This window comes from Bradyrhizobium sp. AC87j1 (assembly GCF_002936975.1).
Classification (GTDB): domain Bacteria; phylum Pseudomonadota; class Alphaproteobacteria; order Rhizobiales; family Xanthobacteraceae; genus Bradyrhizobium; species Bradyrhizobium shewense.
In genome coordinates, this window is sequence record NZ_PTFE01000011.1 from 1 (window position 1) to 24,770 (window position 24,770).

Genomic DNA, 24,770 nt, shown 5'->3' on the forward strand with positions numbered 1-24,770 from the left:
GCCTTCCGTGGCAAACGCAAGATCGCCGGCGGTCGAAAGCGCGTTCGCGACGCTCTCTACATGGCTGCTCTCAACGCGGTTCGACGGGCCGATCCGTTCAAGGCCTTCTATGAAAGATTGCGACAGGCCGGCAAACCGGCCAAGCTCGCCCTCATTGCCGTTGCCAGGAAGCTGCTAACGGTCCTTAACGCTATGATGCGCGACAGGAAACCGTACCTGAAGGCCGGCCCCCAATAACAGTTGCCGGCTCTGCGGAGCGTCACAGCGTGCCGCACCGCGTCCGGGACACGAGAGTCGTGAAAATCCTACGACTTGAAAAAGCTGTTCGCCGCATCGCGCGAGGCGCGCTTCTTCGTGGCGGCTTCTTCCAGCCTTGCGATCTCGGTCTTGAGCAGCGTGACGCGCTCGGTCAGTTCCTCGACCGACAAGAGTGAGAGGTCCTGCCCGATTTCATGGCTGATCTTCTTGCGCGGGCGGTCGTCGTCTTCCGTCGCCATCCTCGTTCCTCCTGCGTTCGCGCACACAATATTGAGGCGGTTGCCAGCTTGGATCACGCTGGCTAAGCAAGGGCCTCGTTCATCCCGCACCTTCACCCAAGGACACATCATGGACAAGCTGCCCGCGCAAATGACCGTGGTCGCCATCTCCAAGCCCGGCGGACCGGAGGTGCTGGTCCCGGAACAACGCGCACTGCCGCAGCCCGGTCCTGACGAGATCCTGGTCAAGGTGGAGGCCGCCGGCGTCAACCGGCCCGACGTTGCGCAGCGCTCGGGAGCCTATCCGCCGCCGCCCGGCGCCAGCGACCTGCCCGGTCTCGAGATCGCGGGCGAAGTGGTTGCCGTCGGCAGCAATGCCAAGCGGCACAAGATCGGCGACAAGGTGATGTCGCTGGTCGCCGGCGGTGGCTACGCGCAGTACTGCATCGCCCAGGACGCCCAGGCGATGAGCGTGCCGCCGGCGCTGTCGATCAAGGAAGCCGGTGCGCTGCCGGAAACCCTGATGACGGTCTGGCACAATGTGTTCGAGCGCGGTGGCCTGAAGGAAGGCGAGACGCTGCTGATCCATGGCGGCTCCTCCGGCATCGGCACCATGGCGATCCAGCTGGCGAAGGCGTTCGGCGCGAAAGTGTTCGTCACCGTCGGATCGCAGGACAAGATCGACGCCTGCCTCAAATTAGGCGCCGACCGCGCCATCAATTACAAGACCGAGGACTTCGTCGCCGTGGTCAAGGAAGCGACCAACAAGGAAGGCGCCAACCTGATCCTCGACATGGTCGCCGGCGAATATGTCGATCGCAATTATGATGCCGCCGCGGTCGATGGCCGGATCGTGCAGATCGCGACGCTCAACGGGCCCAAGGTCAACGTCAACATCGCCAAGGTGATGGTGAAACGCCTGACCCATACCGGCTCGACCCTGCGCCCCCGTAGTAATGCGGACAAGGCGGCGATGGTGGCCGCAATCGAAGCGAAAGTGATGCCACTTTTGCGCGAAGGCCGCGTCAAACCGCTGATGGACAGCACTTTCCCGCTGGAAAAGGCGGCCGATGCGCACCGGCGCATGGAAACGAGCGCACATATTGGCAAAATTGTGTTGGAGGTCTAGGCCTCCGGCCCACAGGCGGCGGCGGAAACCCTTTGATTTTCCTTGCTTTCGTGGCATCTATCGCGACGCACCGAACTCATCCCGTTCGGTCTGAAATCGTCTTCACCTGAAGAGTTTGCGTCGAACGCGGAGAACTGGCCTTGCGTCTGATCAGGTGCCTCGCGCCCATCGCGCTGGGCCTCATGATTCTTGTCGCCGCGTATCCCGCGCGCGCGCTCGACGCCGTCAGCGTCCGCAGTGACGCGCCCGCGATCGACCTCACCGGCGTGCTCGAGCATCAGCGCAGCGATGCGGACCGCATCCAGGTCTCCACCGCGCCCGGCACCGACGGCATCGTCCGCCGCATCGAAGTGCGCGCCCGCGAGGGCGGCCAGAACTGGGTGGTGTTCGCGCTCGCCAACAACACCGACGACCAGCTCGACCGCCTGATCGTCGCCCCGCATTACCGCATCGTTTCCTCGGGGCTCTTGTGGCCCGACCTCGGCCTGTCGCGCATCGCGACCATCACGCCCTCCACCGGCGACCGGCCGGAGCGACAGGAAAGCCCGACCGCCGACGTGTTCCGCATCACGCTCGACCCCGGCGCCGTCATCACCTTCGTCGCGGAGCTGCGCACCGACAAGCTGCCGCAGCTCTATCTGTGGGAGCCGGAAGCCTACAAGGACAAGGTCAACTCGTTCACGCTGTACCAGGGCATCGTGATCGGCATCTCGGGCCTGCTGGCGCTGGTGCTGACCATTCTGTTCGTGGTGAAGGGCAGCATCATGTTTCCGGCCGCCGCGGCGCTGGCGTGGGCGGTGCTGGTCTATATCGGCGTCGATTTCGGCTTCTGGGGCAAGGTGCTCGACATGTCGAACAACGCCGAGCGCATCTGGCGCGCGGCGGGTGAAGCGATTTTGGCGGCAACGCTGCTCGTGTTCCTGTTCGCCTATCTCAATCTCAGTCGCTGGCATGTGCGCTATTCGCACATCACGGTGGGCTGGCTCGCGTTCCTGGGCTCGCTGGTGGCGCTGGCGCTGTTCGATCCCGCGGTGGCCTCCGGCATCGCCCGCATCTCGCTGGTGCTGATCGCCTTCGCCGGCTTCGCGCTGATTGTCTATCTCTCCACCCACGGCTTCGACCGCGCAGTGCTCTTGATCCCGACCTGGTTCCTGCTGGTGGTCTGGGTGGTCGCGGCCGGCATGACGGTCGCAGGTTCCGTCACCAACGACATCGTCGGCCCTGCCCTGCTCGGCGGCCTCGTGCTGATCGTGATGCTGATCGGGTTCACGGTGATGCAGCACGCCTTTGCCGGCGGCGGCGCCACCACCGGCGTCGTCTCTGACATCGAGCGGCGCGCACTGGCGCTGGCCGGCTCCGGCGATCTGATCTGGGACTGGGACGTCTCCGCCGACAAGGTCTTCACCAGCCCCGAGACCGAAGCCCTGCTTGGCCTCAAGCGCGGCACGCTCGAAGGGCCCGCGGCCTCCTGGCTCGAAGTGCTGCATCCACTCGATCAGGACCGTTTCCGCGCCGCGCTCGACAGCGTGCTCGACCAGCGCCGCGGCCGTCTGGTGCAGGATTTCCGCCTGCGCACGCCGGACGGCCATTTCATGTGGTTCGCGCTGAAGGCGCGCCCGGTGGTCGGCTCCGACGGCGAGGTCTCGCGCGTGGTCGGCACGCTCACCGACGTCACCGAGCTGCGCAACGCCGAGGAACGCCTGCTGCACGATTCCGTGCATGACAACCTCACCGGCCTGCCCAACCGCAAACTGTTCATGGACCGGCTGGGTGCGGTGGCGCATTTCGCCAAGACCATGCCGACGCTGCGACCGACGCTGATGGTGATCGACCTCGACCGCTTCAAGCAGGTCAACGATTCCGTCGGCATCGCGGTCGGCGATTCCATCCTGTTGACGCTGGCCCGCCGCCTCACCCGCATCCTGAAGCCGCAGGACACGCTGGCGCGGCTCGCCGGCGACCAGTTCGGCCTGATCCTGCTCTCGGAGCAGGACCCGGCCCGGATCACCGCCTTCGCCGAGACCATCCGCAAGACCATCCGGGCGCCGATCGCCTTCAACGATCGCGAGATTTTTCTCACGGCCTCGATCGGTCTCGCCCTTTCTGATCCGCAAGTTCAGCTCACGGACGAGATCATCAAGGACGCCGAGCTTGCGATGTATCACTCCAAGCGCATCGGCGGCGACCGCATCGACGTCTACAAGCCCGCCATGCGCGCGCGGAAGACCGACCGCCTGACGCTGGAGAGCGAGCTGCGCCGCGCCATCGAGCGGCAGGAGCTCACGATCCTGTATCAGCCGATCGTGCGGCTGGAGGATCGTTCGGTCGCGGGCTTCGAAGCGCTGGTGCGCTGGGATCACCCGAAGCTCGGCCGCATGGCGCCCTCGGAATTCATCACCATCGCCGAAGAGACCGGCCTGATCGTCGACCTCGGCATGTTCGTGCTCGACCAGACCGCCAAGCAGCTCTCGATCTGGCAGCGCGCGATGCGCTCACGCGAGCCGATCTTCGCCTCCGTCAACGTCTCGTCGCGGCAATTGCTGCGCCACGATCTGATCCACGACATCCGCACCGTGCTGTCGCGCTCATCGGTGGCGCGCGGCACGCTCAAGCTGGAATTGACGGAATCGCTGGTGATGGAGAATCCGGAGCACGCAGCGCAGATGCTGACGCGGATCCGCGAGCTGGGCACCGGGCTCTCGCTCGACGATTTCGGCACCGGCCATTCCTCGCTGGCCTATCTCCAGCGCTTCCCGTTCGACACCATCAAGATCGACCAGTCCTTCGTGCGCACCACCAATCGCGGCACGCGGCCGGTGATCCTGAAGTCGATCATCGCGCTCGCGCATGATCTCGGCATGGATGTGGTCGCCGAAGGCGCCGAGACCGATTCCGACGCGGTCGAGCTCTACCAGATGGGCTGCGAATACGCGCAAGGCTTTGCCTTCGGCGAGCCGATGGACGCGGACGCGGCGATGCGCCTGCTGACCGAAGTGCGGCTCGAAGCGGCGAGCTAGGCGCTCGTCCCTCCCCTAATCCGGTATCAGGGTGGGCAAAGGCGCACTTGCGCCGTGCCCACCATCCATCCAGCACTGCGACAGAAGTCCTGGGCACGCTTCGCTTTGCCCACCCTACGATACTGTTGGATATGGAGAGACCTTCACCCACCTGACCGGGTGCTCCGCCGCTACCGCCGCCCGTCCTTCTTCATCTTCGTGAACCGCACGCTCTGGCCGTCCGGCATCCGCACTGCCTTGAACCCGGCAGCAAGGCAGGCTTCGCGTTGCGGCATCTGGATGTCGGGGCTGCGCAGGCTGTCCCACCATGAGGCCCGATTGGCCGCGCGCGGCAGGGCCGCACCGATGATCTCTTCGATCTGTTCGAAGCTCAGGACGAATTCGGCCTGCTTCTGCCGCAGCAAATAGTCGCGCAACGCGTCGTAGTCGTTCACATCAGTCCTCTCGTCCGAAACCGGTCTGCTCGCAGGAGATCTGCCCAAAACCGTGAGCGGCGTAAACCGATTCTTAACTCACTACGGCAGCGCTGTTCCACCTTAAACACTACTCAAGATTTCGGGCGCATCCACTAGGGGATCGGGAGCAAGCGATGCTGTCTGGATGGCGCGAAGTCATGGCCCGCCGGCCGTGGCGGATTTCGGCGAAGCTGCTGATCATCTCGTCCGTGGTGACGGTGATCGGCTTTTCCGCCATTTGCGTCAACGTCATGCTCGACATGCGCCGGGGCGAGGAGGCGCTCGCCCGTCAGACGCTGGAGAACCTCGCGACCACCATCCAGTCCGACGTCAGCCGCAACGTCGAGATCTACGATCTGGCGCTGAAGGCGGTCGCCAGCAACATGTTGCTGCCCGAACTCGCGACCGTGTCGAAGCCGATCCGTCACCTGATCCTGTTCGATCATGCGACGACGGCGAGGCATTTCGGCGCCATCCAGGTTTTCGACCCCGAGGGCAGGCTGGCCATCGACGCCTCCACGCTCGATCCCCTCCCCGAGAACCGGAGCGAGGAGGAGTATTTCAAGGTTCACCGCGACAATCCCGACGTCGGGCTGTTCATCAGCCGCCCGATGCTGTTCCGCGGCGCCTACGCGATCGTGCTGAGCCGTCGCATCAGCGATACCGACGGCGGCTTCCTCGGCGTCGTCGCCGGCTCGATCCGCTTCAGCTATTTCCACGAATTGTTCGAGCGGCTGAACCTCGATCCTGAAGACACCATCACCGTGCTCAAGCGTGACCGCACCATCATGATGCGGCGGCCGTTCGATCTCGACATCATCGGCACCAACCTGAACGACCGGCGGGCCTGGAAGCCCGACAATCTCCCGGTCGGCACCTCCTATTCGGGAAAGGGCCCGGTCGATCCGACGCCGCGGCTCTATGTCCGCAGCGCCGATAACGGTCCGCTGTTCGTGGTGGCGGGCAAGCCGCTGACCGCGGTTTTCGCGCTCTGGCAGAAGGAGGCGTATCGCATCGGCGCTGTGGTGCTGGCGCTTGCGCTGTTCGTGCTGGGATCGACGCTGGTGCTCGCGCGCGAGATCGGCCGCCGCGCCGAGGCCGAGCGCAAGCTCGAGGAGATGGCGACGACGGACGCGCTCACCGGCCTGAAGAACCGCCGCAAGTTCGATTCCGTCATCGACGTCGAATGGCGGCGCGCCATGCGGCAGAAGGCGCCGGTCGCGCTGTTGATGATCGATGCCGATCACTTCAAGGCCTACAACGACACGTTCGGCCATCAGGCCGGCGACCAGGTGCTGGTCGGCATCGCCATCTGCATTTCCGATTCGGTGAGCCGGGCCGGTGACTGCGCCGCGCGCTATGGCGGCGAGGAATTCGCGGTGCTGCTCCCCAACACGTCTGCGACCGACGCCTTCAAGGTCGCCGAGACGATCCGCCTCAAGGTGCAGGGCTGGTCTGACGACGAGGTGATGTTGACGGTCTCCTGCGGCGTCGCCAGCCTCGTTCCCACCGCTGGCATGGACTGGGCGATCCTGGTCGCCGCCGCCGACAAGGCGCTCTATGCGGCGAAGGCGGGCGGACGTAATCAGTCGGTGGTTGCGAGCCTGCCGAAGCTGTCGCTGGTGGCGTGAGAGGTTCGCTCCTCGTCATTGTGAGCGAAGCAATCCACCACACCATTGGTGTCGTCCCTGCGAACGCAGGCACCCATAACCACAGGAAGTGGTTTGGCGAAGACTAGTCGCTCGGTACTGCTACCGAACGCCTTAGATAGATTCCGCGGTATGGGTCCCTGCGCCCGTGCGCAATTGCACACTAGGCAGGGACGACACCGCGAGTGTGGCGACTACTGCCCCAAATACTTCTTCATCTCCGCGATCAGCCCATCCCGCAGCTCCGGGCGCTTCAGGCCGTAGGCGATGTTGGCGCGGAGGAAGCCGGGCTTGGAGCCGCAATCATGGCGCTCGCCCTCGAACTCGACGCCGTAGAATTTCTGCGACTTGGCAAGGCCGATCATGGCGTCGGTGAGCTGGATCTCGCCGCCGGCGCCGCGCTCCTGTGTCTCGAGGATCTTGAAGATCTCAGGCTGGAGGATGTAGCGGCCGGTGATCGAGAGATTGGAGGGCGCAGTGCCCTTGGCCGGTTTCTCGACCATGCCGTCGACCTCGAACATCTTGCCGCTGCGCTTGCCGACGCCGCAGATGCCATATTGATGGGTGAGATGGTCGGGCACCGCCTCGACCGCGACCAGGTTGGATTTCTCGCCGAGCGTCGACGCCGTCTCGATCATCTGCTTGAGGCAGCCGGGCGAGTTGAGCACGAGCTCGTCGGGCAGCACGACAGCGAACGGCTCGTTGCCGACGATGTCGCGCGCGCACCAGACCGCGTGACCGAGGCCGAGCGGCGCCTGCTGGCGGGTGAAGCTGACAGCACCGGCTTCAGGCTGGTTCTGCGACAGGATGTCCTGCTCGGCCTTCTTGCCGCGCGCGGCCAGCGTGGCGTCGAGTTCGTACATCCGGTCGAAATGATCTTCGATGACGTTCTTGTTGCGGCCGGTGACGAAGATGAAGTGCTCGATGCCGGCCTCCCTCGCCTCGTCATAGACGTACTGGATCAGCGGCTTGTCGACGATGGTCAGCATTTCCTTCGGCATCGCCTTGGTGGCGGGCAGGACACGGGTGCCGAGGCCGGCGACGGGGAATACGGCTTTGCGAATTTTCATGTGATTGTTCGAATACCTGGGGGCACATGGGAACGGCGGAACGGAGCAATGGCATCTTGCTAGCCTGTTTGCAGCCGCCAACAAAGGCGGATGTGGGGCCTCACCCGCGCAGAGTTAAGAAAAAGGCCGCCACCAAAATTTCACCTTTGTTAAGCTATTGGCAACCGTAACCGGGCCTCCTGATGGCAGATTTTTGGAAGGCCGATGGGTGGGACATGATGCAATTGGTGGCAGGGCAGGCAAGACGGGCGGGATCCGTGACCGGCGCGGCGATGATCGCGGCCGCTCTGCTGCTGCCCGTCAGCGCGCACGCCCAGACGCAGAACGGCCTGTCCAATCTGTTCGGCGGCATCTTCTCGGGCCCCAACGCTGCGCCCTCGCAACCTGCGCCCGGTCCCGGCGGCGCTCTCCCCTGGAGCGGTGAGGACGGGGCTTCCGGCCATCCGCTGATGACGGCCGCGGCGATCCGCGAGGCCGCCGGCAATTTCAGCAATTGCGTTGCCGCGATGTGGCCCGATGCCGCACGGCGCAACATCACCCAGGAAAACTTCCAGCGCTTCACGGCCGGGCTCTCACCCGATCTGCGCATCATGGACCTGATGGACTCGCAGCCGGAGTTCACAAAATCGATCTGGGACTATCTCGACATTCTCGTGAACGACAACCGCCTCGCCAAGGGCCGCGAGATCCTGGCCAAATACAAGGCGCAGTTCGACGCCACCGAAAAGGCCACGGGCGTCGACCGCTACATCATCGCCTCGATCTGGGGCATCGAGTCCAATTACTCGACGCAGATGGGCGATCGCAGCGTACTGCAATCGACCGCGACGCTCGCCTGCATCGGCCGCCGCCAAGCCTATTTCAAGGACGAGTTCCTCTCCGCGCTGGAGATCCTCAACCGCGGCGACCTCAGGCCGGAGCAGATGCGCGGCTCCTGGGCCGGCGCGTTCGGCCCGACCCAGTTCATGCCGACCGCCTTCAAGCGCTTTGCCGTCGACGGCGATGGCGACGGCAGGCGCGACGTCGTCGACAATCCGACCGACCTGATTGCATCGACCGCCAACAACCTCAAGAAAGACGGCTGGCAGGCCGGCCAGACCTGGGGCTTCGAGGTCGTCGTGGCGCAGGGCTTCAACTACATGCTGGCCGACCGCGCCAAGGCGATGACGATCGCGCAATGGGAGAAGCTCGGGCTGAAGCGGGCGACGGGCCAGCCGTTCCCGCATCCGGCCGAGAAGGCCTATCTGCTGGCCCCCGCCGGCGCGCAGGGGCCCGGCTTCCTGATGCTGCAGAATTACCGGGTCATCATGAAGTACAACCCGGCTGAGGCTTATGCGCTGGCGATCGGCCATTTCGCCGACCGCCTGCGCGGAGGCCAGCCCTTCGTGCAGCCCTGGCCGCGGCAGGAGCGCGAGCTGTCGCGCACCGAGCGGCTGGAACTGCAGCAGCTGCTGGCCCAGCGCGGCTTCTACAAGGGCACCCCGGACGGCCAGTTCGGCGGCCAGACCCGGGAAGCCCTGCGCAATTTCCAGGCCTCGATCGGGGTGCCCGCGGACGGCTTTGCCTCCTCGGACGCACTGGAACGACTGCGCGGGCGGTAATATCGCGCCGAAAGTAACCCTGAACAGGGATTTTGGCAGGCAGCTTGACGGAGGCGGCTGTTCCCCGGTGTATGGGCACAAGAATCTGCAACGGAATTTGCCCGTTTGGCGCCTGATTCCGTTATTATATGAGCTACCTCCGATCCCAATTGCGCTGGCCCGAGATCGCATGTCGAAGCCGAAGTCCCTGTTCAAGGCGCTGACCGAGACCGGCCCGTTGATCGCGCTGGGGACGGCGCTTGCGATTCTGGTCTCGGTCGCTGGGCCTGCCTCGGCGCAGTTCTTCAACTTCCCCGGCTTTGGCGGCCCGCCGCAGCGTTCGGCTCCGCCACCACAACGGGGCGGTGGCGGAGGCGGCGGCTGGTTCGGCGGCGACTTCTTCGCGCCGTTCCAGCAGCAACAGCCGCAGGCGCCACGCCAGGATTTTTCGCGCGCGCCGGCGCCAGCCAAGCGCGACACCATTCCTGAGAAGAACGTGCTGGTGATCGGCGACGCCATGGCCGACTGGCTCGCCTATGGCCTCGAAGACGCCTACACCGAGCAGCCCGACATGGGCGTGATCCGCAAGCACAAGACCACGTCCGGCCTGATCAAGTACCAGCCGCGCGGCGAGCCCGCGGATTGGACGACTGCCGCAAAGGGCATCCTCGAGACCGAGAAGCCAGACGTGATCGTCGTCATGCTGGGCCTCAACGACCGCAGCGCGATCCGCGAGCCCGTCGCCGACAAGACGGACAAGGCCGCCGCAGATAAGGACAAGAAGAACGACAAGGGCGCGCGCGCCAAACAGCCAGCGAAGCCGGGGGACGCCAAGCCCGGCAACGACACCGCCGCCAAGCCCGACGACAAGCCTGCCGATGCCGATCTGCCGCAGGACGACGCCGACAATGCCGACGCGCCGGCGGCCGCGCCCGAAAAGACGGCCCGTAATCCGAACGGCCTCTACGAATTCCGCGACGACCGCTGGGTCGAGCTCTATGGCAAGAAGATCGAGGAGCTCGCCAACGTCCTCAAGACCAAGGGCGTGCCGGTGCTGTGGGTCGGCCTTCCCGCCATCCGCGGGCAGAAGGGCACGGCGGACATGCTGTTCCTGGATTCGCTCTATCGCGAAGGCGCGGCCAACGCCGGCATTACCTATGTCGACGTCTGGGACGGGTTTGTCGACGAGGCCGGCCGCTTCCTCCAGAAGGGTCCTGACTTCGAAGGCCAGATCCGTCAACTCCGCAGCTCTGACGGTGTCTTCTTCACAAAGCCCGGCGCGCGTAAGCTCGCGCACTATGTCGAGCGCGAGATCACGCGCCTGCTGGCAGGACGCTCCGGCCCGATCGCGCTGCCGAGCGAGCCGGCGACGCCCGACACCAGCGCCGAGCCCGGCAAGCCCGCACCGCGGCCGCTGGCGGGGCCGATCGTGCCGCTGGTTGCAGCCTCGATCTCGACCGATCAATTGCTGGGCGGCCCGGGCTCGCGTCCCGCCGCCGTCGACGCGCTGGCTGCGAAGACAATGGTGAAGGGCGAGCCGCTGGCGGCTCCAGCCGGCCGCGCCGACGATTATGCCTGGCCGCGCCGCGAAGTCGGCCGCGAGCAGGCCAAGGGCGATACCCCGATGGCCGCGACGACGCCTGAGGGCGGCGTCGCCAATCCCACCGCGCCGGGAGCCGCCGCCGCGATTGCCCCGCCGAAACTTGCGCCGAAGAAGCCGCCGGTCCTGCCGCAGCAACCGGCACAGGCTACGCCCTCATTCCGCGATTTCTTCGGCTTCGGCTCTCCGCAGCCACCGCCGCCGCGTCAACTGGCGCCGGCGCCCGGTCCGCGCAATCCGAATCCCGGGGTCCCGCGTCCGCCGGGTAACGTTGGCCGCTCGGCCGAGATGTTCCGGTAAGGTAAGGCCTCGTGTCCCGGACGCGACGCAGCGCCTCTTGGTGATGCGGCGCAGAGCCGGGACCCAATTCGTGCGGCATTCACAAAAGAATAGGCCCCGGCTCAGCAATGCGGCGTTGCCGACGATGCTACGCATCGCCTAGGCCGCATTGCGTCCGGGGCACGAGAGTTCGGGCGTTAGTTACGGGACTTGGTCACAAGTCCTAATAGCGCCAGCGCGACGGCGGGGGACGACGCGCGGGGCGCGACATCAGAAGCGCGAGCGCGAAACCGATGCCGCCGGCGACCAGCAGCGCGCCGAGCGGATTGTCCTGCACCTTCTTCGACAATGCTTGCGTGCCATCGCGAAGGGTCTCGCCGCTGTTGTCGTAGGCGTCCTTGGCGTAGTCGGCCGCAGTCTCGCCGGCCTCGCGCACGGCATCCTTGGCCTGGCCGTAGAGATTCTGCACCGTGCCCGCGGCTTCCCGCGCCTTGCCCGACGCCTGCGTCTTCGCATCGCCTGCCATGTCTCCGATCGCGCCTTCCGCGCGTCCGGCATATTCCTTGGCCGATCCAACAATCCGATCCGTGTCCATGATGATCCTCCTCGGTGGTCAGCCGAAGTAACCGATCAGGCGCGGCGCAGTTCCAAGTGTTTGCGAAAGTGTAACCCCTACGAAGGTGTGTAGCCCGGATGGAGCGCAGCGTAATCCGGGAGGGTCTTTCCGTAATGGGAGGACCCCGGATTACGTTGCGCTCCATCCGGGCTACGGGCCAGCTAAAGGATGAGCCCGCCATCAACGACCAGCGTCTGTCCGACGATGTAGGACGACAGCGGCGAAGCCAGGAACAGAGCCGCGCCCGCCATGTCGGCCGGTGTGCCCAGCCGCCGCAGCGGAATGCGTGACAATGCACCTTCGAGCCGCTTGGGATTGTCGGTCGTTACCTTGGTCATCTTGGTGTCGACGAGTCCTGGCGCGATGCCGTTGACGCGGATGCCGTCCTCCGCCCAGGCTTCGCCCAGTGTCCGCGTCAATCCGACCGCACCGGTCTTCGACGCGTTATAGGCGGGATTGCCCATGGTGGAATGATAGGCCGCGGTCGAGGACACCATGATCAGCGAACCCTTCGCATCCCGCAGCATGGAATGAAATCGCGTCGCACAGGCCATCAGGCTCATCAAATTGACCTCGACCACCTTGCGGAAGCCACTCATCTCGAACTCGCCGCGGCGATAGAGCACCGCGCCTTGCGCGAGCACGAGCACGTCGAGCCGCTCGAAGGAGGGCTTGAACGCCTCGATCGCACTGGGGTTGCTGACGTCGAGCTGCGCATAAGACAGGCCCGTGAGATCAGAACCTTCCTCTATCGAATAATCCTTTGGCTGCGCACGCGTGCCGCAAACCGCGACATGCGCGCCCCTCGCGCGAAACGCTTGCGCGATGCCGTTGCCGATCCCGCTGGAACCGCCGACCACCAGCACCTGCCTGCCTGAGAAATCGAGCTCGTTCGCCATCGCGGCCTCCCCTTTTGTCTTGCTTGTTTGACCTGTCTGCGGATCGATGCCAGCCTTGTCAATCATAACAAGAACAAGCAGGGCGCGAGGAAACAGCATGTCCGAGTTCAAACGGCTCAGCCGGTCCGTAAAGGGCCTGACCGTTCTCGTCACCGGCGCGGCCAGCGGCATGGGACGCGCCACCGCGCAATTGTTCGCTGCGGAGGGCGCGAACGTTGCCGTCACCGACTATGATGAGCAAGGCGCGCTCGCTGTCGCGAAGGAGATCGCGGCGAGCGGCGGTTCGGCAAAAGCCTGGAAGCTCGACGTCGCCGATGGCACCGAGATCAAGCGCGTGGTGAATGATGTTGCGGCACATTTCGGCGGGCTCGATATCGTCGTCAACAATGCCGGCATCTCCGTGCGCGTCGCGATCGACGACGAGTCCTATGAGGACGCGTGGGCAAAGGGCATCGCCGTGATGCTGACTGCGCATCCGCGCATCATCCGCGCGGCACTGCCTTACCTGCGCAAATCGAAGAGCCCGCGCATCGTCAACATCGCCTCGACCGAGGCACTCGGCGCCACCGCATTACACAGCCCCTATTCGGCAGCGAAGGGCGGCGTGGCGAGCCTCACCCGCTCGCTCGCCGTCGAGCTCGGCCGCGAGGGCATCACCGTCAACTGCATCTGCCCGGGTCCGATCCGCACTGGGATCACCGACCGCATCTCCGAGGAACACAAGACGATCTATGCCAAGCGCCGCACCGCACTCGGCCGCTACGGCGATCCCGAGGAGGTCGCGCATATGACGCTGAGCCTGTGCTTGCCGGCGGCGTCCTTCCTCACCGGCGCGGTGATCCCGGTCGACGGCGGGTTGATGGCGCGGAATGCGTAAGAGCTGATAAGGCGCCGTAGCCCGGATGGAGGGAAGCGCAATCCGGGAATCGTGCCACACGCAACGACGGCCTCGGATTACGCTACGCTCCATCCGGGCTACAGGCAGCCATGCGCGTCGAGCGTTGACAACGGCGAGTGCGGGAGTAGCTTTTTCGCCGACAGAGCGGGGCCAACCGCTCGCACATGCGGGAGAAAACGCCATGACGATCGCCATCCGGCAGCTTCAGAAGCACTTTGCCGGCGAGGTTTCCGGCCTCGATTTGCGAAAGCCCCTCACCGAGGTCGAGGCGCGCGAGGTCGAGGCCGCCATGGACAAATACGCGGTGCTGGTTTTCCACGACCAGGACATCACCGATGAGCAGCAGATGGCCTTTGCGCTGAACTTCGGTCAGCGTGAGGATGCGCGCGGCGGCAACATTACCAAGGCCAGCGAATACCGCCTCAACTCGGGCCTGAACGACGTCTCCAACCTCGGCAAGGACGGCAAGCCGCTGCCGAAGGACAGTCGCGCCAATCTGTTCAACCTCGGCAATTGCCTGTGGCACTCCGACAGCTCGTTCCGGCCCATCCCTGCAAAATTCTCGCTGCTGTCGGCGCGCGTGGTGAACCCCAAGGGCGGCAACACCGAATTCGCCGACATGCGCGCCGCCTATGACGCGCTCGACGACGACACCAAGGCGGAGATCGACGATCTCATCTGCGAGCACTCGCTGATGTATTCGCGGGGATCGCTCGGCTTCACCGAATACACCGAGGATGAGAAGGAGATGTTCAAGCCGGTGCTGCAAAGGCTGGTGCGGACGCATCCCGTGCATCGCCGCAAGTCGCTGTATCTGTCATCCCATGCCGGCAAGGTCGTCGGCATGAGCGTGCCCGAGGGCCGGCTGTTGCTGCGCGATCTCAACGAGCACGCAACGCAAGGAGAGTTCGTCTACGTCCACAAATGGAAGCTGCATGACCTCGTGATGTGGGACAATCGCCAGACCATGCACCGCGTCCGCCGCTATGACCAGTCGCAGCCTCGCGACATGCGCCGCGCGACGGTGGCGGGGACGGAGCCGACGGTGCAGCAGCAGGCGGCGGAGTAGCGCGGCAACCTCCGCTATCGTCCCGGACGAGCGAAGCGAAGATCCGGGACCCATGACCACAGGACGTGGTTTGGCGAAGACTTGGAGTGACCGGTCTGCCTTAAACTTCATCCTGGGAGTATGGGTCCCGGATCTGCGCGCGCTTGAGGCGCGCTTGTCCGGGACGACAGCGGAGGATGACGCACCACCGCGGAGCATGTCGCGGTAGCGACTAAAGCACCTACGCGTGCCCCGCCTCGTTCGAGAGCATGCCGGGGTCGATGCCGATCTTGCGCAGGGCGCGTCCGTATTTGTCATCGACGTCGTCACCGAAGATCAGGTCCGCATCCGCATCGCAATGCAGCCAGCCGTTGCTCTGGATCTCGGTCTCGAGCTGGCCCGGCGCCCAGCCGGCATAGCCGAGCGCGAGGATGGCGTGCTTGGGACCGGAGCCGTTGGCGATCGCGCGCAGGATGTCGACGGTCGCGGTGAGGCAGACGCCGTCGTCGATCCGCAGCGTCGCGTTCTCGATGTAGAAGTCGCTGGAATGCAGCACGAAGCCACGCCCGGTATCGACCGGACCGCCGCGCAGCACCTTCATGCTTTCGGCATTCTCCGGCAGCTTGATGTGCTCGCCCTTCTTGATGATGCCGAGCTGCTGCAAGAGTTCGGGAAAGTCGATGCTGCCAGCCGGGTGGTTCACGATGATGCCCATCGCTCCCTCCGCAGAATGGGCGCAGAGATAGATCACCGAGCGTTCGAAGCGGGAATCGCCCATCACCGGCATCGCGATCAAGAGCCGGCCGTCGAGATAACCGGCCGAATTAGGGAGCACGGGTCCCGCGCTGCGGGTGCTTTCGCCCGTCCTCTTGCCTGTGGGAGCCATCGGTTAAGCACTCCGGTTTCAATTCCTATCCTGATGTCGGGCCGGGCCGCTGTCAAATCAAGGCTTGCAGAGACTTGATTCAAGTGCATCCATCACAAGCAATTCAATGGTTTGCCTCAGGACGACCCTGTAAAGACGTGCCATGCTCACAAGAGTTCCCCTGCGTGCGGCGATTGGCGTCGCAACAACCCTGTTTGCGTCGTCGCTGGCCATCGTAGCCCGTGCCGATGACGCTTCGCCGTGGCAGCGCGACGGACATTCCGCGGTGCGGCTATTGGCGGGATCGCGCAGCGGCGCCGTCCTGCTCGGCGGTATCGCCATCCAGCTCCAGCAGGGGTGGAAGACCTATTGGCGCTCCCCCGGCGATTCCGGCGTCCCGCCGCGGTTCGACTTTTCCAAGTCGGACAATGTCGAGGCGGTGACGGTGATGTGGCCTGCGCCGCTGAAATTCGACGACGGCGCCGGCGGCCATTCGATCGGCTATCACAACCAGATCGTGCTACCCCTGCGCATCGTCGCCAAAGCGGCCGACAAGCCCGTGACCCTGCGCGCAGAGATCAATTACGCGGTGTGCGAAAAACTCTGCATTCCGGTCGAGGCCAGCGCCGAGCTCGGCTTCAACAGCGTGGCCTCGACCGAGGATGCCAATCTGCGTGCGGCACTCGATACCGTGCCCAAGCCCGCCAATATCGGCGATCCCAACCCGCTCACCATCCGCGACGTCAAGCGCGACGGCGCCACCAAGGTGACGGTCGACGTGGTCACGCCGGATGGGCGCAACGTTAATCTGTTCGTGGAAGGTCCGACGCCCGACTGGGCGCTGCCGATTCCAGCTCCGGTCAAAGACAGCCCGGCTGGCGTGAAGCGCTTTTCGTTCGAGCTCGACGGATTGCCGCCGGGCGCCAAGCCGGACGGGGCAGCGCTGAAATTCACGCTGGTCGGGCCGGACAAGGCGTACGAGTTCAATACGAATTTGGAGTGAGTACCCGGGTAGCTCGTCCGGGACGACACCGAGTATGGAACGCCACCCAACCGAATCTTAACGAATGGTTGCTAAGCCCCAGGACCACCGCAGCAAGCCTGCGGCATGCGGAAGACTGGGGACTTTTCGTGGCCGTGATGGATGCAGAACCTGCAACGACCGGACCGGCCGGGCTGATCGCGCGGCTGCGGGCCAGGCTGACGGGCGGCCCGAGCGAGGCATCGCTGACGCGGCGGCTGGCCGGCACCATCTTCATCATCCGCGTCATCAGCGCAGGCCTTGCCTATGTCTCGCAGGTGCTGCTTGCACGTTGGATGGGCACGTCCGACTACGGCATCTACGTCTATGTCTGGACCTGGGTGCTGCTGCTCGGCAGCATGATGGATTTCGGCATCTCGGCCTCGGCGCAGAAGATCATTCCAGAGTATCGCGCCAGCGGCGAGCAGGCGTTGCTGCGCGGCTTTCTCTCCGGCAGCCGCTGGCTGACCTTTGCGGTGTCCACGCTGGTCTCGCTCGCCCTCGCCGGCATCGTCAGGCTGCTGTCGCCCTGGATCGACCCGGCCGAGGAGCTGCCACTCTATATCGGCTGCATGACGCTGCCCGCCTTCGTCGTCGCCAACACCCAAGACGGCATCGCGCGCTCGCATGACTGGATGCAGCTCGGCCTGATGCCGCAATTCATCATCCGCCAGGGGCTGATCATCGGAATCACGGCTATCGCCTTCCTGCTCGGCTATCATCTCGGCGCCGTCGCCGCGATGGTTGCGAGCGCCGGCGCAGTGTGGATCGCGATGACCGGGCAGATGGTGGTGCTGAACCGCAAGCTCTCCGGCCATATCGCGCCCGGCCCAAAGACCTATGACATCGGCGGCTGGCTCGCCGTCTCGCTACCGATCCTGCTGGTCGAAAGCTTCTACCTGCTGCTGTCCTACACCGACGTGCTGGTGCTGCAGCAATTCCGCCCCTCCGACGAGGTCGGCGTCTACTTCGCGGTGGTAAAGACGCTGGCGCTGGTCTCGTTCATCCACTACGCGATGTCGGCAACGACGGCGCACCGCTTCGCCGAATACAACGCAAGCGGCGACAAGGCACGCCTGTCGGCCTATGTGACACATGCGATCAACTGGACGTTCTGGCCGTCGCTGGCGGCGACCATCGTGCTGCTCGCGCTCGGCAAGCCGCTGCTCTGGTTGTTCGGGCCGCAATTCGTGGTCGGCTACGATATCATGTTCGTCGCCGCGATCGGGCTCGTGGTGCGCTCCGCGATCGGACCGGTCGAGCGGCTGCTCAACATGCTCGGCCAGCAGAAGATCTGCGCGCTCGCTTATGCATTGGCCTTCGTGATGAACCTCATGCTCTGCATCGCATTGGTGCCGCGTTACGGCGGCCACGGCGCCGCGGCCGCGACCTCGATCTCGCTCACCTTCGAGACGGTGCTGCTGTTCTGGATCGTGCGGCAGCGGCTGGGGCTGCACGTACTGGCGTTCGGTAAATAGGTACTACGGCGCCGCCCTTGCTCACTCCCGCGGGGGAACGACTGTTTCGCAGCGCGCCTGGGAACAACCGGAAACGCCTCTCCATTTCCGACGCGCAGCACAATTTTTCTTATTCCGCCCAAGCGGTTGGCTCCAGGGAAAGTTTATTCTACGTCGTATTGCCCAACCGACGAGATCAACCTAAGATTCTCCAGACATGATCGATCCACTCTACGTCGCCTCCGGTTTCGGCGTCGGCCTACTCGTCGGGATGACCGGCGTGGGCGGCGGTTCCTTGATGACGCCGCTGCTGATCCTGCTGTTCGGTGTTCATCCCTCCACCGCGGTCGGCACCGATCTGCTCTATGCCGCCGCCACCAAGACCGGCGGCAGCGTGGTGCATGGCTGGTCGCGCAGCGTGCACTGGCCCGCGGTGCTGCGACTCGCCTGCGGCAGCATTCCCGCGAGCGCAGTGACGCTGCTGGTGCTGTGGAAGCTCGACCTCAGAAGCGATTCCGAGCGCAGCCTGGTCAATCTGGTGCTGTGCTTCGCGCTGCTGCTGACCGCGACCTCGCTGATCTTCCGCAAATCCATCATGGGGCGTTATCGCGGCCGACTCGAACAGGTCGACGAGCGCACCACCGCGATTGCCACCGTCCTCACCGGCATCGTGCTCGGCGTGCTGGTGTCGATTTCGTCGGTGGGCGCCGGTGCGGTCGGCGTGACCGTGCTGCTGCTGCTCTACCCTCGTCTGCCCATGGCAACCATCGTCGGCTCCGACATCGCCCATGCGGTGCCGCTGACGCTGGTCGCCGGCATCGGGCACTGGGCGCTTGGCGACGTGGATTGGGCCCTGATGGGCGTGCTGCTGATGGGCTCGCTGCCCGGCATCATCATCGGCAGCTACAGCGCGACGCGGGTGCCGGAGACGGTGCTGCGGCTGACGCTTGCCAGCGTGCTGTTCGTGGTCGCAGGCAAGATCATGTTTGCGGAGTTGAACCTGTCGTCGGCGTTCGTGACGGCGCTGGCCTGGACGCATTGAGCGGGAGCGGACGCCTCGTTCTCGGTTTCGTAGGGTGGGCAAAGCGAAGCGTGCCCACGCCTTTCTTGATTTGGAGAGAAATGGTGGGCACGGCGCTGACGCGCCTTTGCCCACCCTACGACTCCTCGTTCCGGAATCCCTACTCCGCCGTCCAGCCGCCGTCGATCGAGAGATTGGTGCCGGTGATCTGGGCGGCATCATCGCCGCACAGGAACAGCGCCAATGCCGCGACCTGCTCGGACGTCACGAACTCCTTGGTCGGCTGCGCGTCGAGCAGAACGTCGTTGATGACCTGCTCGCGCGTCAGATTGCGCGCCTTCATCGTGTCGGGGATCTGCCGCTCCACCAGCGGCGTCCAGACGTAGCCGGGGCTGATGCAGTTGCAGGTGATCTTGTGGGTCGCGACCTCCAGGGCCACGGTCTTGGTCAGGCCTGCGATGCCGTGCTTGGCCGAGACGTAGGCCGATTTGAAGGGCGAGGCGACCAGCGAATGCGCCGATGCCGTGTTGATGATGCGGCCCCAGCCCTTTTTCTTCATGCCTGGTACCGCTGCGCGGATGGCATGAAAGGCCGAGGACAGGTTGATGGCGATGATCTGGTCCCACTTCTCGAGCGGAAACTCCTCAATCGGCGAGACGAACTGGATGCCGGCATTGTTGACGAGGATGTCGACCGAGCCAAAAGTCTTCTCGCCGAGCGCGATCATGCCGGCGATCTCGGCCGGCTTGGTCATGTCGGCGGGCGAATAGATCGCCTTCACCTTGAAGTCCGACTCGATCTTGGCGCGCTCCTTCTCGATATCCTCCGGGGAGCCGAAGCCGTTGATGACGACATTGGCGCCGGCGGCGGCGAAGGCACGTGCGTAGGCGAGCCCGATGCCGCTGGTGGATCCGGTCACGACGGCGTTCTTGCCTGACAGACTACCCATAATCATTCGCTCCTTTTTGGCGGGGGTGCGGTGACGTCCCCCGTGAGATCGTAGGTCACCATGGTCTCGCCGGACTGCGGCCGCTCGAGCCAGTCCTTGTGGCGCATCGACAGATGCACGTCGCGCACGCCGGCCTCCCAATGCTCGACCATGGCGACGTGCGAGAAGTCGTAATCCTTGGATGAGGATTCGTAGTTCTTGCTGCGGTAGATCAGATGCACGACGGTAACGGTGCTTTCGCGCGACACCTTCGCCAGGAATTCGACGGAAGGATCGTTCTTGAGATAATCCGGCAATTTGCCGATCAGGTCGCGCACCGCCCTGCGGGCGTTGTGGATCTGCTTGTTCTTGTCGGTGTTCATCCGCGTGCGGCTGGAGAAGCGGATGTCCTTCTCGCGCTCGGTCGCCTCGAGCAGTGAATTCGGCAAGTCTCCGCGCGCGGAAAACAGGTCGACCTGAAAGATCAGCATGTCGCGATCGACCTCGGCATCGAGCACATAGTCGAGCGGTGTGTTGGAGGCGATACCGCCATCCCAATAATGTTCGCCGTCGATGACGACGGACGGAAAGCCAGGCGGCAGCGCGCCGGAGGCCATGATGTGCTCGGGGCCGATCTTCTTGCCGAGCTTCTTGAACTCGTAATTGTCGAAATATTTGAAGTTGCCCGAGGTGACGCCGACCGCGCCGACCGACAGGCGCGTCTTCAAATCGTTGATGCGGTCGAAATCAACCAGACGCTCCAGCGTCTTCTTCAGCGGCGCGGTGTCGTAATAGCTCTCGGCTTGCGAGCTGCCCGGCGGCCAGAGCGGCGCAGGCGGGATGCGCGGCGTGAAGAAGCCGGGCACGCCGAAGGTCGCGATCAGCGCAGCGCTGGTCGAGTTGAACAGCTCGCGGCTGCGGTCGCTCTTGCCGATCGGCTTCCACGGCACCGGCGCGGAGACCATCTCCCAGAATTCCTTGAGCCGCTTGACGCGGGTCTCTCCCTCATTGCCGGCGATGATGGCGGCGTTGACCGCGCCGATCGAGATGCCGGCCACCCATTCCGGCTCGAAGCCGGCATGGCACAACGCCTGATGGGCACCGGCCTGGTACGAGCCGAGCGCGCCGCCGCCCTGGAGGACCAGGACGCGTTGCGCATTCGCGGGGATGCTGGCGACTTCCGGGCTATGATCGGTCATTTGGGAACAATAGCAAAAGGCGAGCCACCGTGGCGACCCTCCGCCGCGGCGTCAATGCATCCTGGGATCAAGTCTGGCTTATCGGGGCTCTGTCGAGGCCAAGATCATGGTCCAGAACACCTTGTATTTGGTGCCGGGAGCATAGCTCGCCGCGATGCCCAATTTTGTGACACCGCCCTTGAGCATGTTGGCGCGGTGGGGTGGCGAGTCACGCCAGCCGGAAAACGCTTCCGCCAGCGTATGATAGCCGGCCGAGACGTTCTCGACGGCAACGGTGGCGGGATAGCCGCCGGTGGTAAGGCGCTTGGCCAGCGGCGCGCGGACGTCGTGATCCATCTTGTTGGCCGCAGCCATGGCCTGGGACTGGGATTCGGCGAGCCGCATCAAATCAGGATCGATGACAACGGTGCCGAGGGCGTTGTTCTGGCGGTATTGCGAGATCATGATCGCGGCCGCCTGTGCGTCGAGCTTGGAGCCTGGAGCCGCCATATCGGCATACATGGACGGCTGCTGGACCGGTGCCTCGTTGCCGGCACAGCCGGCAAGCAGCAAAGTGATGAGAATTGCGGCCGCAGCGCGCATGTAGAGCCCCCAAATGAGGGGCCGTTGTTGCATACCAACCGTGGCTGAAAGGTGAATTTTGATGAAAATCTGCTCGGTGTCATTCCGGGGCGATGCCGAAGCATCGAACCCCGAATCTCGAGATTCCGGGTCTGGTCCCTACGGACCATCCCGGAATGACCGGAGCCTAGCCCGCAAAGATCCGGTAGCGGCGGGGATTGAGGCCGATGGTGTCGCCGGCGCGCAGTTCCTTGTCGCGGGGGGCGTCGATCTCGATGGTTTCGCCGCCCGACAGCGCGACCTCCGCCCGCTGCACCGGACCGAAATTGCGGACGTGCTGGACCGCGCCCTCGAACGCGCCGGTGCCGGGTGGGCCGACCAGCATGTCATGTCGCCGTACGAATAGCTTTGACGCGCCAGGCGCCAGGCCCTCCGCCGCGAGCCGAAGCGGCCGGTCGCCGAGCCTGATCACACCGCCTTCGACCTGAACCGGGAGCTCGATGGATTCACCAATGAAGCCGTGGACGAAAGCGCTCGCCGGGGTTTCATAGACATCGTCGGGCGAGCCGATCTGCTCGATCCTGCCCTTGTCCATGACGACGACGCGGTTGGCGACTTCGAGCGCCTCCTCCTGGTCGTGAGTGACGAAGATCGAGGTGACGTTGATCTCGTGATGCAACGAGCGCAGCCATCGGCGCAGCTCCTTGCGCACCTTGGCATCGAGCGCGCCGAAGGGCTCGTCGAGCAAGAGAATGCGCGGCTCGATCGCGAGCGCGCGGGCCAGCGCAATGCGCTGGCGCTGGCCGCCGGAGAGCTGGCTCGGATAGCGGTCGGCGAGCCAGTCGAGCTGCACGAGGTCGAGCAGCTCCTTGACCCGCGCGCGGATCGCCGCCTCGTCTTTGCGGACCGCGCGCGGCTGCACGCGCAGGCCGAAGGCGACGTTCTCGAACACGGTCATGTGGCGGAACAGCGCGTAATGCTGGAACACGAAACCGACATGCCGCTCGCGCGCGCCCTGCGCCAGCGCGTCCTCGCCGTTGAAGGAGACCTCGCCAGAATCCGGCCAGTCGAGGCCGGCGATGATCCGCAGCAAGGTGGTCTTGCCGGAGCCTGATGGACCGAGCAGCGCCAGCAACTCTCCATTGTCGACCTTGAGGTCGACGCCGTCGAGGGCGGCAAAACTGCCGAACTTCTTGACGAGATTTTTGACTTCAATGGTCACTTGCGTCGTGTCCTTCGTCGAGGTGACGTTCGAGAACCGTCTTTGCGAGCAGCGTGATCAGCGCCAGCATCGCCAGCAGCGAGGCGATCGCGAAGGCGGCGACGAACTGGTATTCGTTGTAGAGGATCTCGACCAGCAGCGGCATCGTGTTGGTCTCGCCGCGGATGTGGCCGGAGACGACGGAGACCGCGCCGAACTCGCCCATCGCGCGCGCATTGCAGAGCAGGACGCCGTAGAGCACGCCCCATTTGATGTTGGGCAACGTGACGCGGAAGAAGGTCTGCAAGCCGGAGGCGCCGAGCGAAACCGCGGCCTCCTCCTCCTGCGTGCCCTGCTCCTGCATCAGGGGGATTAGCGCGCGCGCGACGAACGGGAAGGTCACGAAGGTGGTGGCAAGCGCAATGCCGGGCACCGCGAACAGGATCTGGATGTCGAGATCCCTAAGCCAGCTGCCGAAATAGCCTTGCGCGCCGAACAGCAGAACGAAGACGAGGCCGGAGATCACCGGGCTGACCGAAAACGGCAGGTCGATCAGCGTGATCAGGAAGGTCTTGCCCGCGAAATCGAATTTTGCAATCGCCCAGGCGGCGACGAGGCCGAAGACAAGGTTGAGGCCGACCGAGATCGCCGCGACGATCAACGTCAGCTTGATCGCGGCCAGCGCCTCCGGCTCGGCGAGCGCGGAGAGATAGGCGAGGATCCCCTTCGAAAAGGCCTGCGCGAACACGACCACCAGCGGCAGCACGACGAAGACGGAAAGAAAGATCATCGCCAACGCGATGATCGTGATGCGCACCGCGCGCGGCTCGGTGCGCAAATTGTCTTGCGCCGCCGCCGCATGTGCCCGGGCCTTCGCACGTGCCTTGGCGTCGGGAGCCGAGAGCGACACGGAGTCTGCGATCTGCATCGTCATCGCATCCCCCTCAGCGCGCCGGGATCCGGCTCCGCGCCCAGCGCTGGAGCCGGTTGACGGCGAAAATGATGACGAAGGAGACGACGAGCATGACCACCGCGATGGCGGTCGCGTCGGCGTAGCGGAATTCGGACAGCCGGATCACGATCAAGAGCGGCGCGATCTCGGAGACATTAGGCAGATTGCCGGCAATGAAGATCACCGAGCCGTATTCACCGACCGCGCGGGCGAAGGCGAGCGCGAGCCCGGTGAGCAGCGCCGGCGCGAGCGAGGGCAGGATCACGCGGATGATGGTCTGCCACCGGCTGGCGCCCAGGCTGCCCGCGGCCTCCTCGATCTCGGGGTCGAGATCCTGCAGCACCGGCTGCACCGTGCGGACCACGAAGGGAATGCCGATGAAGATCATGGCGACGAAGATGCCGACCGGCGTGAACGCCACCTTGATGCCGAGCGCCGCCAGCGGCGCCCCCAGCCAGCCCTTCTCGGCGAACAGCGCGGTCAGCGCGACGCCGGCGACCGCCGTCGGCAGCGCGAAGGGCACGTCGACGATGGCGTCGAACAGCCGCCGGCCAGGGAAGCGGTAACGCACCAGCGCCCAGACGATGATGCTGCCCATGACGAGGTTGACGCTGGCCGCCGCGAACGCAAGGCCGAAGGAAACCCGCAGGGCATTCAGGGTGCGTCGGCTGGAGAGGATGTTCCAGAACTGCTCGGGGCTGAGCTCGAGCGATTTCAGGAACAGCCCGGCGAGCGGAATCAGGATGATGATCGACAGCCAGGAAAGCGTCAGTCCCATGGTGAGACCGAAGCCCGGCAATGTCCGGCGTCGTGCTGCGAGTGCGCTCACCAGGCCCCCTGCTAAAGCCC

Annotated in this window: 23 protein-coding genes; 11 read left to right on the forward strand and 12 right to left on the reverse strand. The window is 64.7% G+C overall.

The annotated features are described in order from the left end of the window. Nucleotides 1–237: transposase (locus CV770_RS08780; RefSeq protein ID WP_146101263.1), on the forward strand; the 237-nt coding region annotated here is incomplete at its 5' end. Nucleotides 238–305: 68 nt separating this feature from the next. On the opposite strand, the gene CV770_RS08785 is transcribed toward CV770_RS08780, so the two are convergent. Then, complete coding sequence (locus CV770_RS08785; protein ID WP_018318721.1) at nt 306–497, reverse strand: DUF1192 domain-containing protein; 192 nt, start codon at nt 495–497, stop codon at nt 306–308. A gap of 109 nt (nt 498–606) precedes the next feature. On the opposite strand from CV770_RS08785, the gene CV770_RS08790 reads away from it, so the two are divergent. Both CV770_RS08790 and CV770_RS08795 read left to right on the forward strand, forming a co-directional pair. After that, entirely contained in the window at nt 607–1,605 is a 999-nt protein-coding gene (locus CV770_RS08790) for an NAD(P)H-quinone oxidoreductase (protein WP_091955982.1), read from the forward strand. A 140-nt stretch (nt 1,606–1,745) separates the two neighbouring features. Beyond that, nucleotides 1,746–4,622, forward strand: a complete 2,877-nt coding sequence (locus tag CV770_RS08795; protein ID WP_201759766.1) for an EAL domain-containing protein — start codon at nt 1,746–1,748, stop codon at nt 4,620–4,622. A gap of 170 nt (nt 4,623–4,792) precedes the next feature. Here CV770_RS08795 and CV770_RS08800 read toward each other — a convergent pair whose 3' ends face one another. Then, nucleotides 4,793–5,056, reverse strand: coding sequence for a DUF7662 domain-containing protein (locus CV770_RS08800; protein ID WP_026202061.1), 264 nt, complete (start codon nt 5,054–5,056; stop codon nt 4,793–4,795). Between the two features lie 155 nt (nt 5,057–5,211). On the opposite strand from CV770_RS08800, the gene CV770_RS08805 reads away from it, so the two are divergent. Continuing rightward, nucleotides 5,212–6,708, forward strand: coding sequence for a sensor domain-containing diguanylate cyclase (locus CV770_RS08805; RefSeq protein WP_091955980.1), 1,497 nt, complete (start codon nt 5,212–5,214; stop codon nt 6,706–6,708). 212 nt (nt 6,709–6,920) lie between these two features. Here CV770_RS08805 and CV770_RS08815 read toward each other — a convergent pair whose 3' ends face one another. Next, the gene (locus CV770_RS08815) at nt 6,921–7,796 is read right to left on the reverse strand and encodes a UTP--glucose-1-phosphate uridylyltransferase (RefSeq protein ID WP_104462044.1); all 876 of its coding nucleotides are present in this window, start codon (nt 7,794–7,796) and stop codon (nt 6,921–6,923) included. A 215-nt stretch (nt 7,797–8,011) separates the two neighbouring features. On the opposite strand from CV770_RS08815, the gene CV770_RS08820 reads away from it, so the two are divergent. Continuing rightward, nucleotides 8,012–9,397 (forward strand): lytic murein transglycosylase, encoded by a 1,386-nt coding sequence (locus CV770_RS08820; protein ID WP_201759771.1) that lies wholly within the window; start codon nt 8,012–8,014, stop codon nt 9,395–9,397. Nucleotides 9,398–9,566: 169 nt separating this feature from the next. After that, entirely contained in the window at nt 9,567–11,276 is a 1,710-nt protein-coding gene (locus tag CV770_RS08825; RefSeq protein WP_104462046.1) for an SGNH/GDSL hydrolase family protein, read from the forward strand. A 202-nt stretch (nt 11,277–11,478) separates the two neighbouring features. Here the strand turns inward: CV770_RS08825 and CV770_RS08830 are convergent, their stop codons facing one another. Continuing rightward, complete coding sequence (locus CV770_RS08830) at nt 11,479–11,850, reverse strand: CsbD family protein (protein ID WP_018318729.1); 372 nt, start codon at nt 11,848–11,850, stop codon at nt 11,479–11,481. 182 nt (nt 11,851–12,032) lie between these two features. Then, nucleotides 12,033–12,770, reverse strand: a complete 738-nt coding sequence (locus CV770_RS08835) for an SDR family NAD(P)-dependent oxidoreductase (protein WP_091956045.1) — start codon at nt 12,768–12,770, stop codon at nt 12,033–12,035. A 97-nt stretch (nt 12,771–12,867) separates the two neighbouring features. Here CV770_RS08835 and CV770_RS08840 point away from each other — a divergent pair, with 97 nt between their 5' ends. After that, nucleotides 12,868–13,647 (forward strand): SDR family NAD(P)-dependent oxidoreductase, encoded by a 780-nt coding sequence (locus CV770_RS08840; protein WP_104462047.1) that lies wholly within the window; start codon nt 12,868–12,870, stop codon nt 13,645–13,647. Between the two features lie 202 nt (nt 13,648–13,849). Beyond that, complete coding sequence (locus CV770_RS08845) at nt 13,850–14,737, forward strand: TauD/TfdA dioxygenase family protein (RefSeq protein WP_091955976.1); 888 nt, start codon at nt 13,850–13,852, stop codon at nt 14,735–14,737. A gap of 220 nt (nt 14,738–14,957) precedes the next feature. Here the strand turns inward: CV770_RS08845 and CV770_RS08850 are convergent, their stop codons facing one another. Next, on the reverse strand, nt 14,958–15,602 hold the full coding sequence (locus CV770_RS08850; RefSeq protein ID WP_028142053.1) for a YqgE/AlgH family protein: 645 nt from the start codon (nt 15,600–15,602) through the stop codon (nt 14,958–14,960). Between the two features lie 142 nt (nt 15,603–15,744). Between CV770_RS08850 and CV770_RS08855 the strand changes: the two genes are divergently transcribed. From CV770_RS08855 to CV770_RS08865, 3 genes are all read left to right on the forward strand, one after another. Beyond that, nucleotides 15,745–16,584: a protein-disulfide reductase DsbD domain-containing protein gene (locus CV770_RS08855; protein WP_104462048.1), complete on the forward strand. Its 840-nt coding sequence runs from the start codon at nt 15,745–15,747 to the stop codon at nt 16,582–16,584. A gap of 128 nt (nt 16,585–16,712) precedes the next feature. Next, nucleotides 16,713–18,080 carry a flippase gene (locus tag CV770_RS08860; RefSeq protein ID WP_502693591.1) on the forward strand — a complete coding sequence of 456 codons (1,368 nt, stop codon included), beginning with the start codon at nt 16,713–16,715 and terminating at the stop codon, nt 18,078–18,080. A gap of 196 nt (nt 18,081–18,276) precedes the next feature. Further along, nucleotides 18,277–19,101 carry a sulfite exporter TauE/SafE family protein gene (locus tag CV770_RS08865; protein WP_104462049.1) on the forward strand — a complete coding sequence of 275 codons (825 nt, stop codon included), beginning with the start codon at nt 18,277–18,279 and terminating at the stop codon, nt 19,099–19,101. Nucleotides 19,102–19,240: 139 nt separating this feature from the next. Here CV770_RS08865 and CV770_RS08870 read toward each other — a convergent pair whose 3' ends face one another. The 6 genes from CV770_RS08870 to cysT form a co-directional block, all read right to left on the reverse strand. Next, nucleotides 19,241–20,029, reverse strand: coding sequence for a 3-hydroxybutyrate dehydrogenase (locus CV770_RS08870; protein WP_104462050.1), 789 nt, complete (start codon nt 20,027–20,029; stop codon nt 19,241–19,243). Between the two features lie 2 nt (nt 20,030–20,031). After that, the gene (locus CV770_RS08875) at nt 20,032–21,207 is read right to left on the reverse strand and encodes a DUF3734 domain-containing protein (RefSeq protein ID WP_104462051.1); all 1,176 of its coding nucleotides are present in this window, start codon (nt 21,205–21,207) and stop codon (nt 20,032–20,034) included. Between the two features lie 78 nt (nt 21,208–21,285). Continuing rightward, nucleotides 21,286–21,789 (reverse strand): CAP domain-containing protein, encoded by a 504-nt coding sequence (locus CV770_RS08880; protein WP_104462052.1) that lies wholly within the window; start codon nt 21,787–21,789, stop codon nt 21,286–21,288. 166 nt (nt 21,790–21,955) lie between these two features. Next, on the reverse strand, nt 21,956–22,990 hold the full coding sequence (locus CV770_RS08885; protein ID WP_104462053.1) for a sulfate/molybdate ABC transporter ATP-binding protein: 1,035 nt from the start codon (nt 22,988–22,990) through the stop codon (nt 21,956–21,958). Further along, a complete protein-coding gene (cysW, locus tag CV770_RS08890; protein WP_104462054.1) occupies nt 22,980–23,903 on the reverse strand; it encodes a sulfate ABC transporter permease subunit CysW in 924 nt (307 codons plus the stop codon). Before cysW ends, CV770_RS08885 begins: the two co-directional genes overlap by 11 nt. A 10-nt stretch (nt 23,904–23,913) precedes the next feature. Then, nucleotides 23,914–24,750, reverse strand: a complete 837-nt coding sequence (cysT, locus tag CV770_RS08895) for a sulfate ABC transporter permease subunit CysT (RefSeq protein ID WP_165637244.1) — start codon at nt 24,748–24,750, stop codon at nt 23,914–23,916. Between the last annotated feature and the right edge of the window lie 20 nt (nt 24,751–24,770).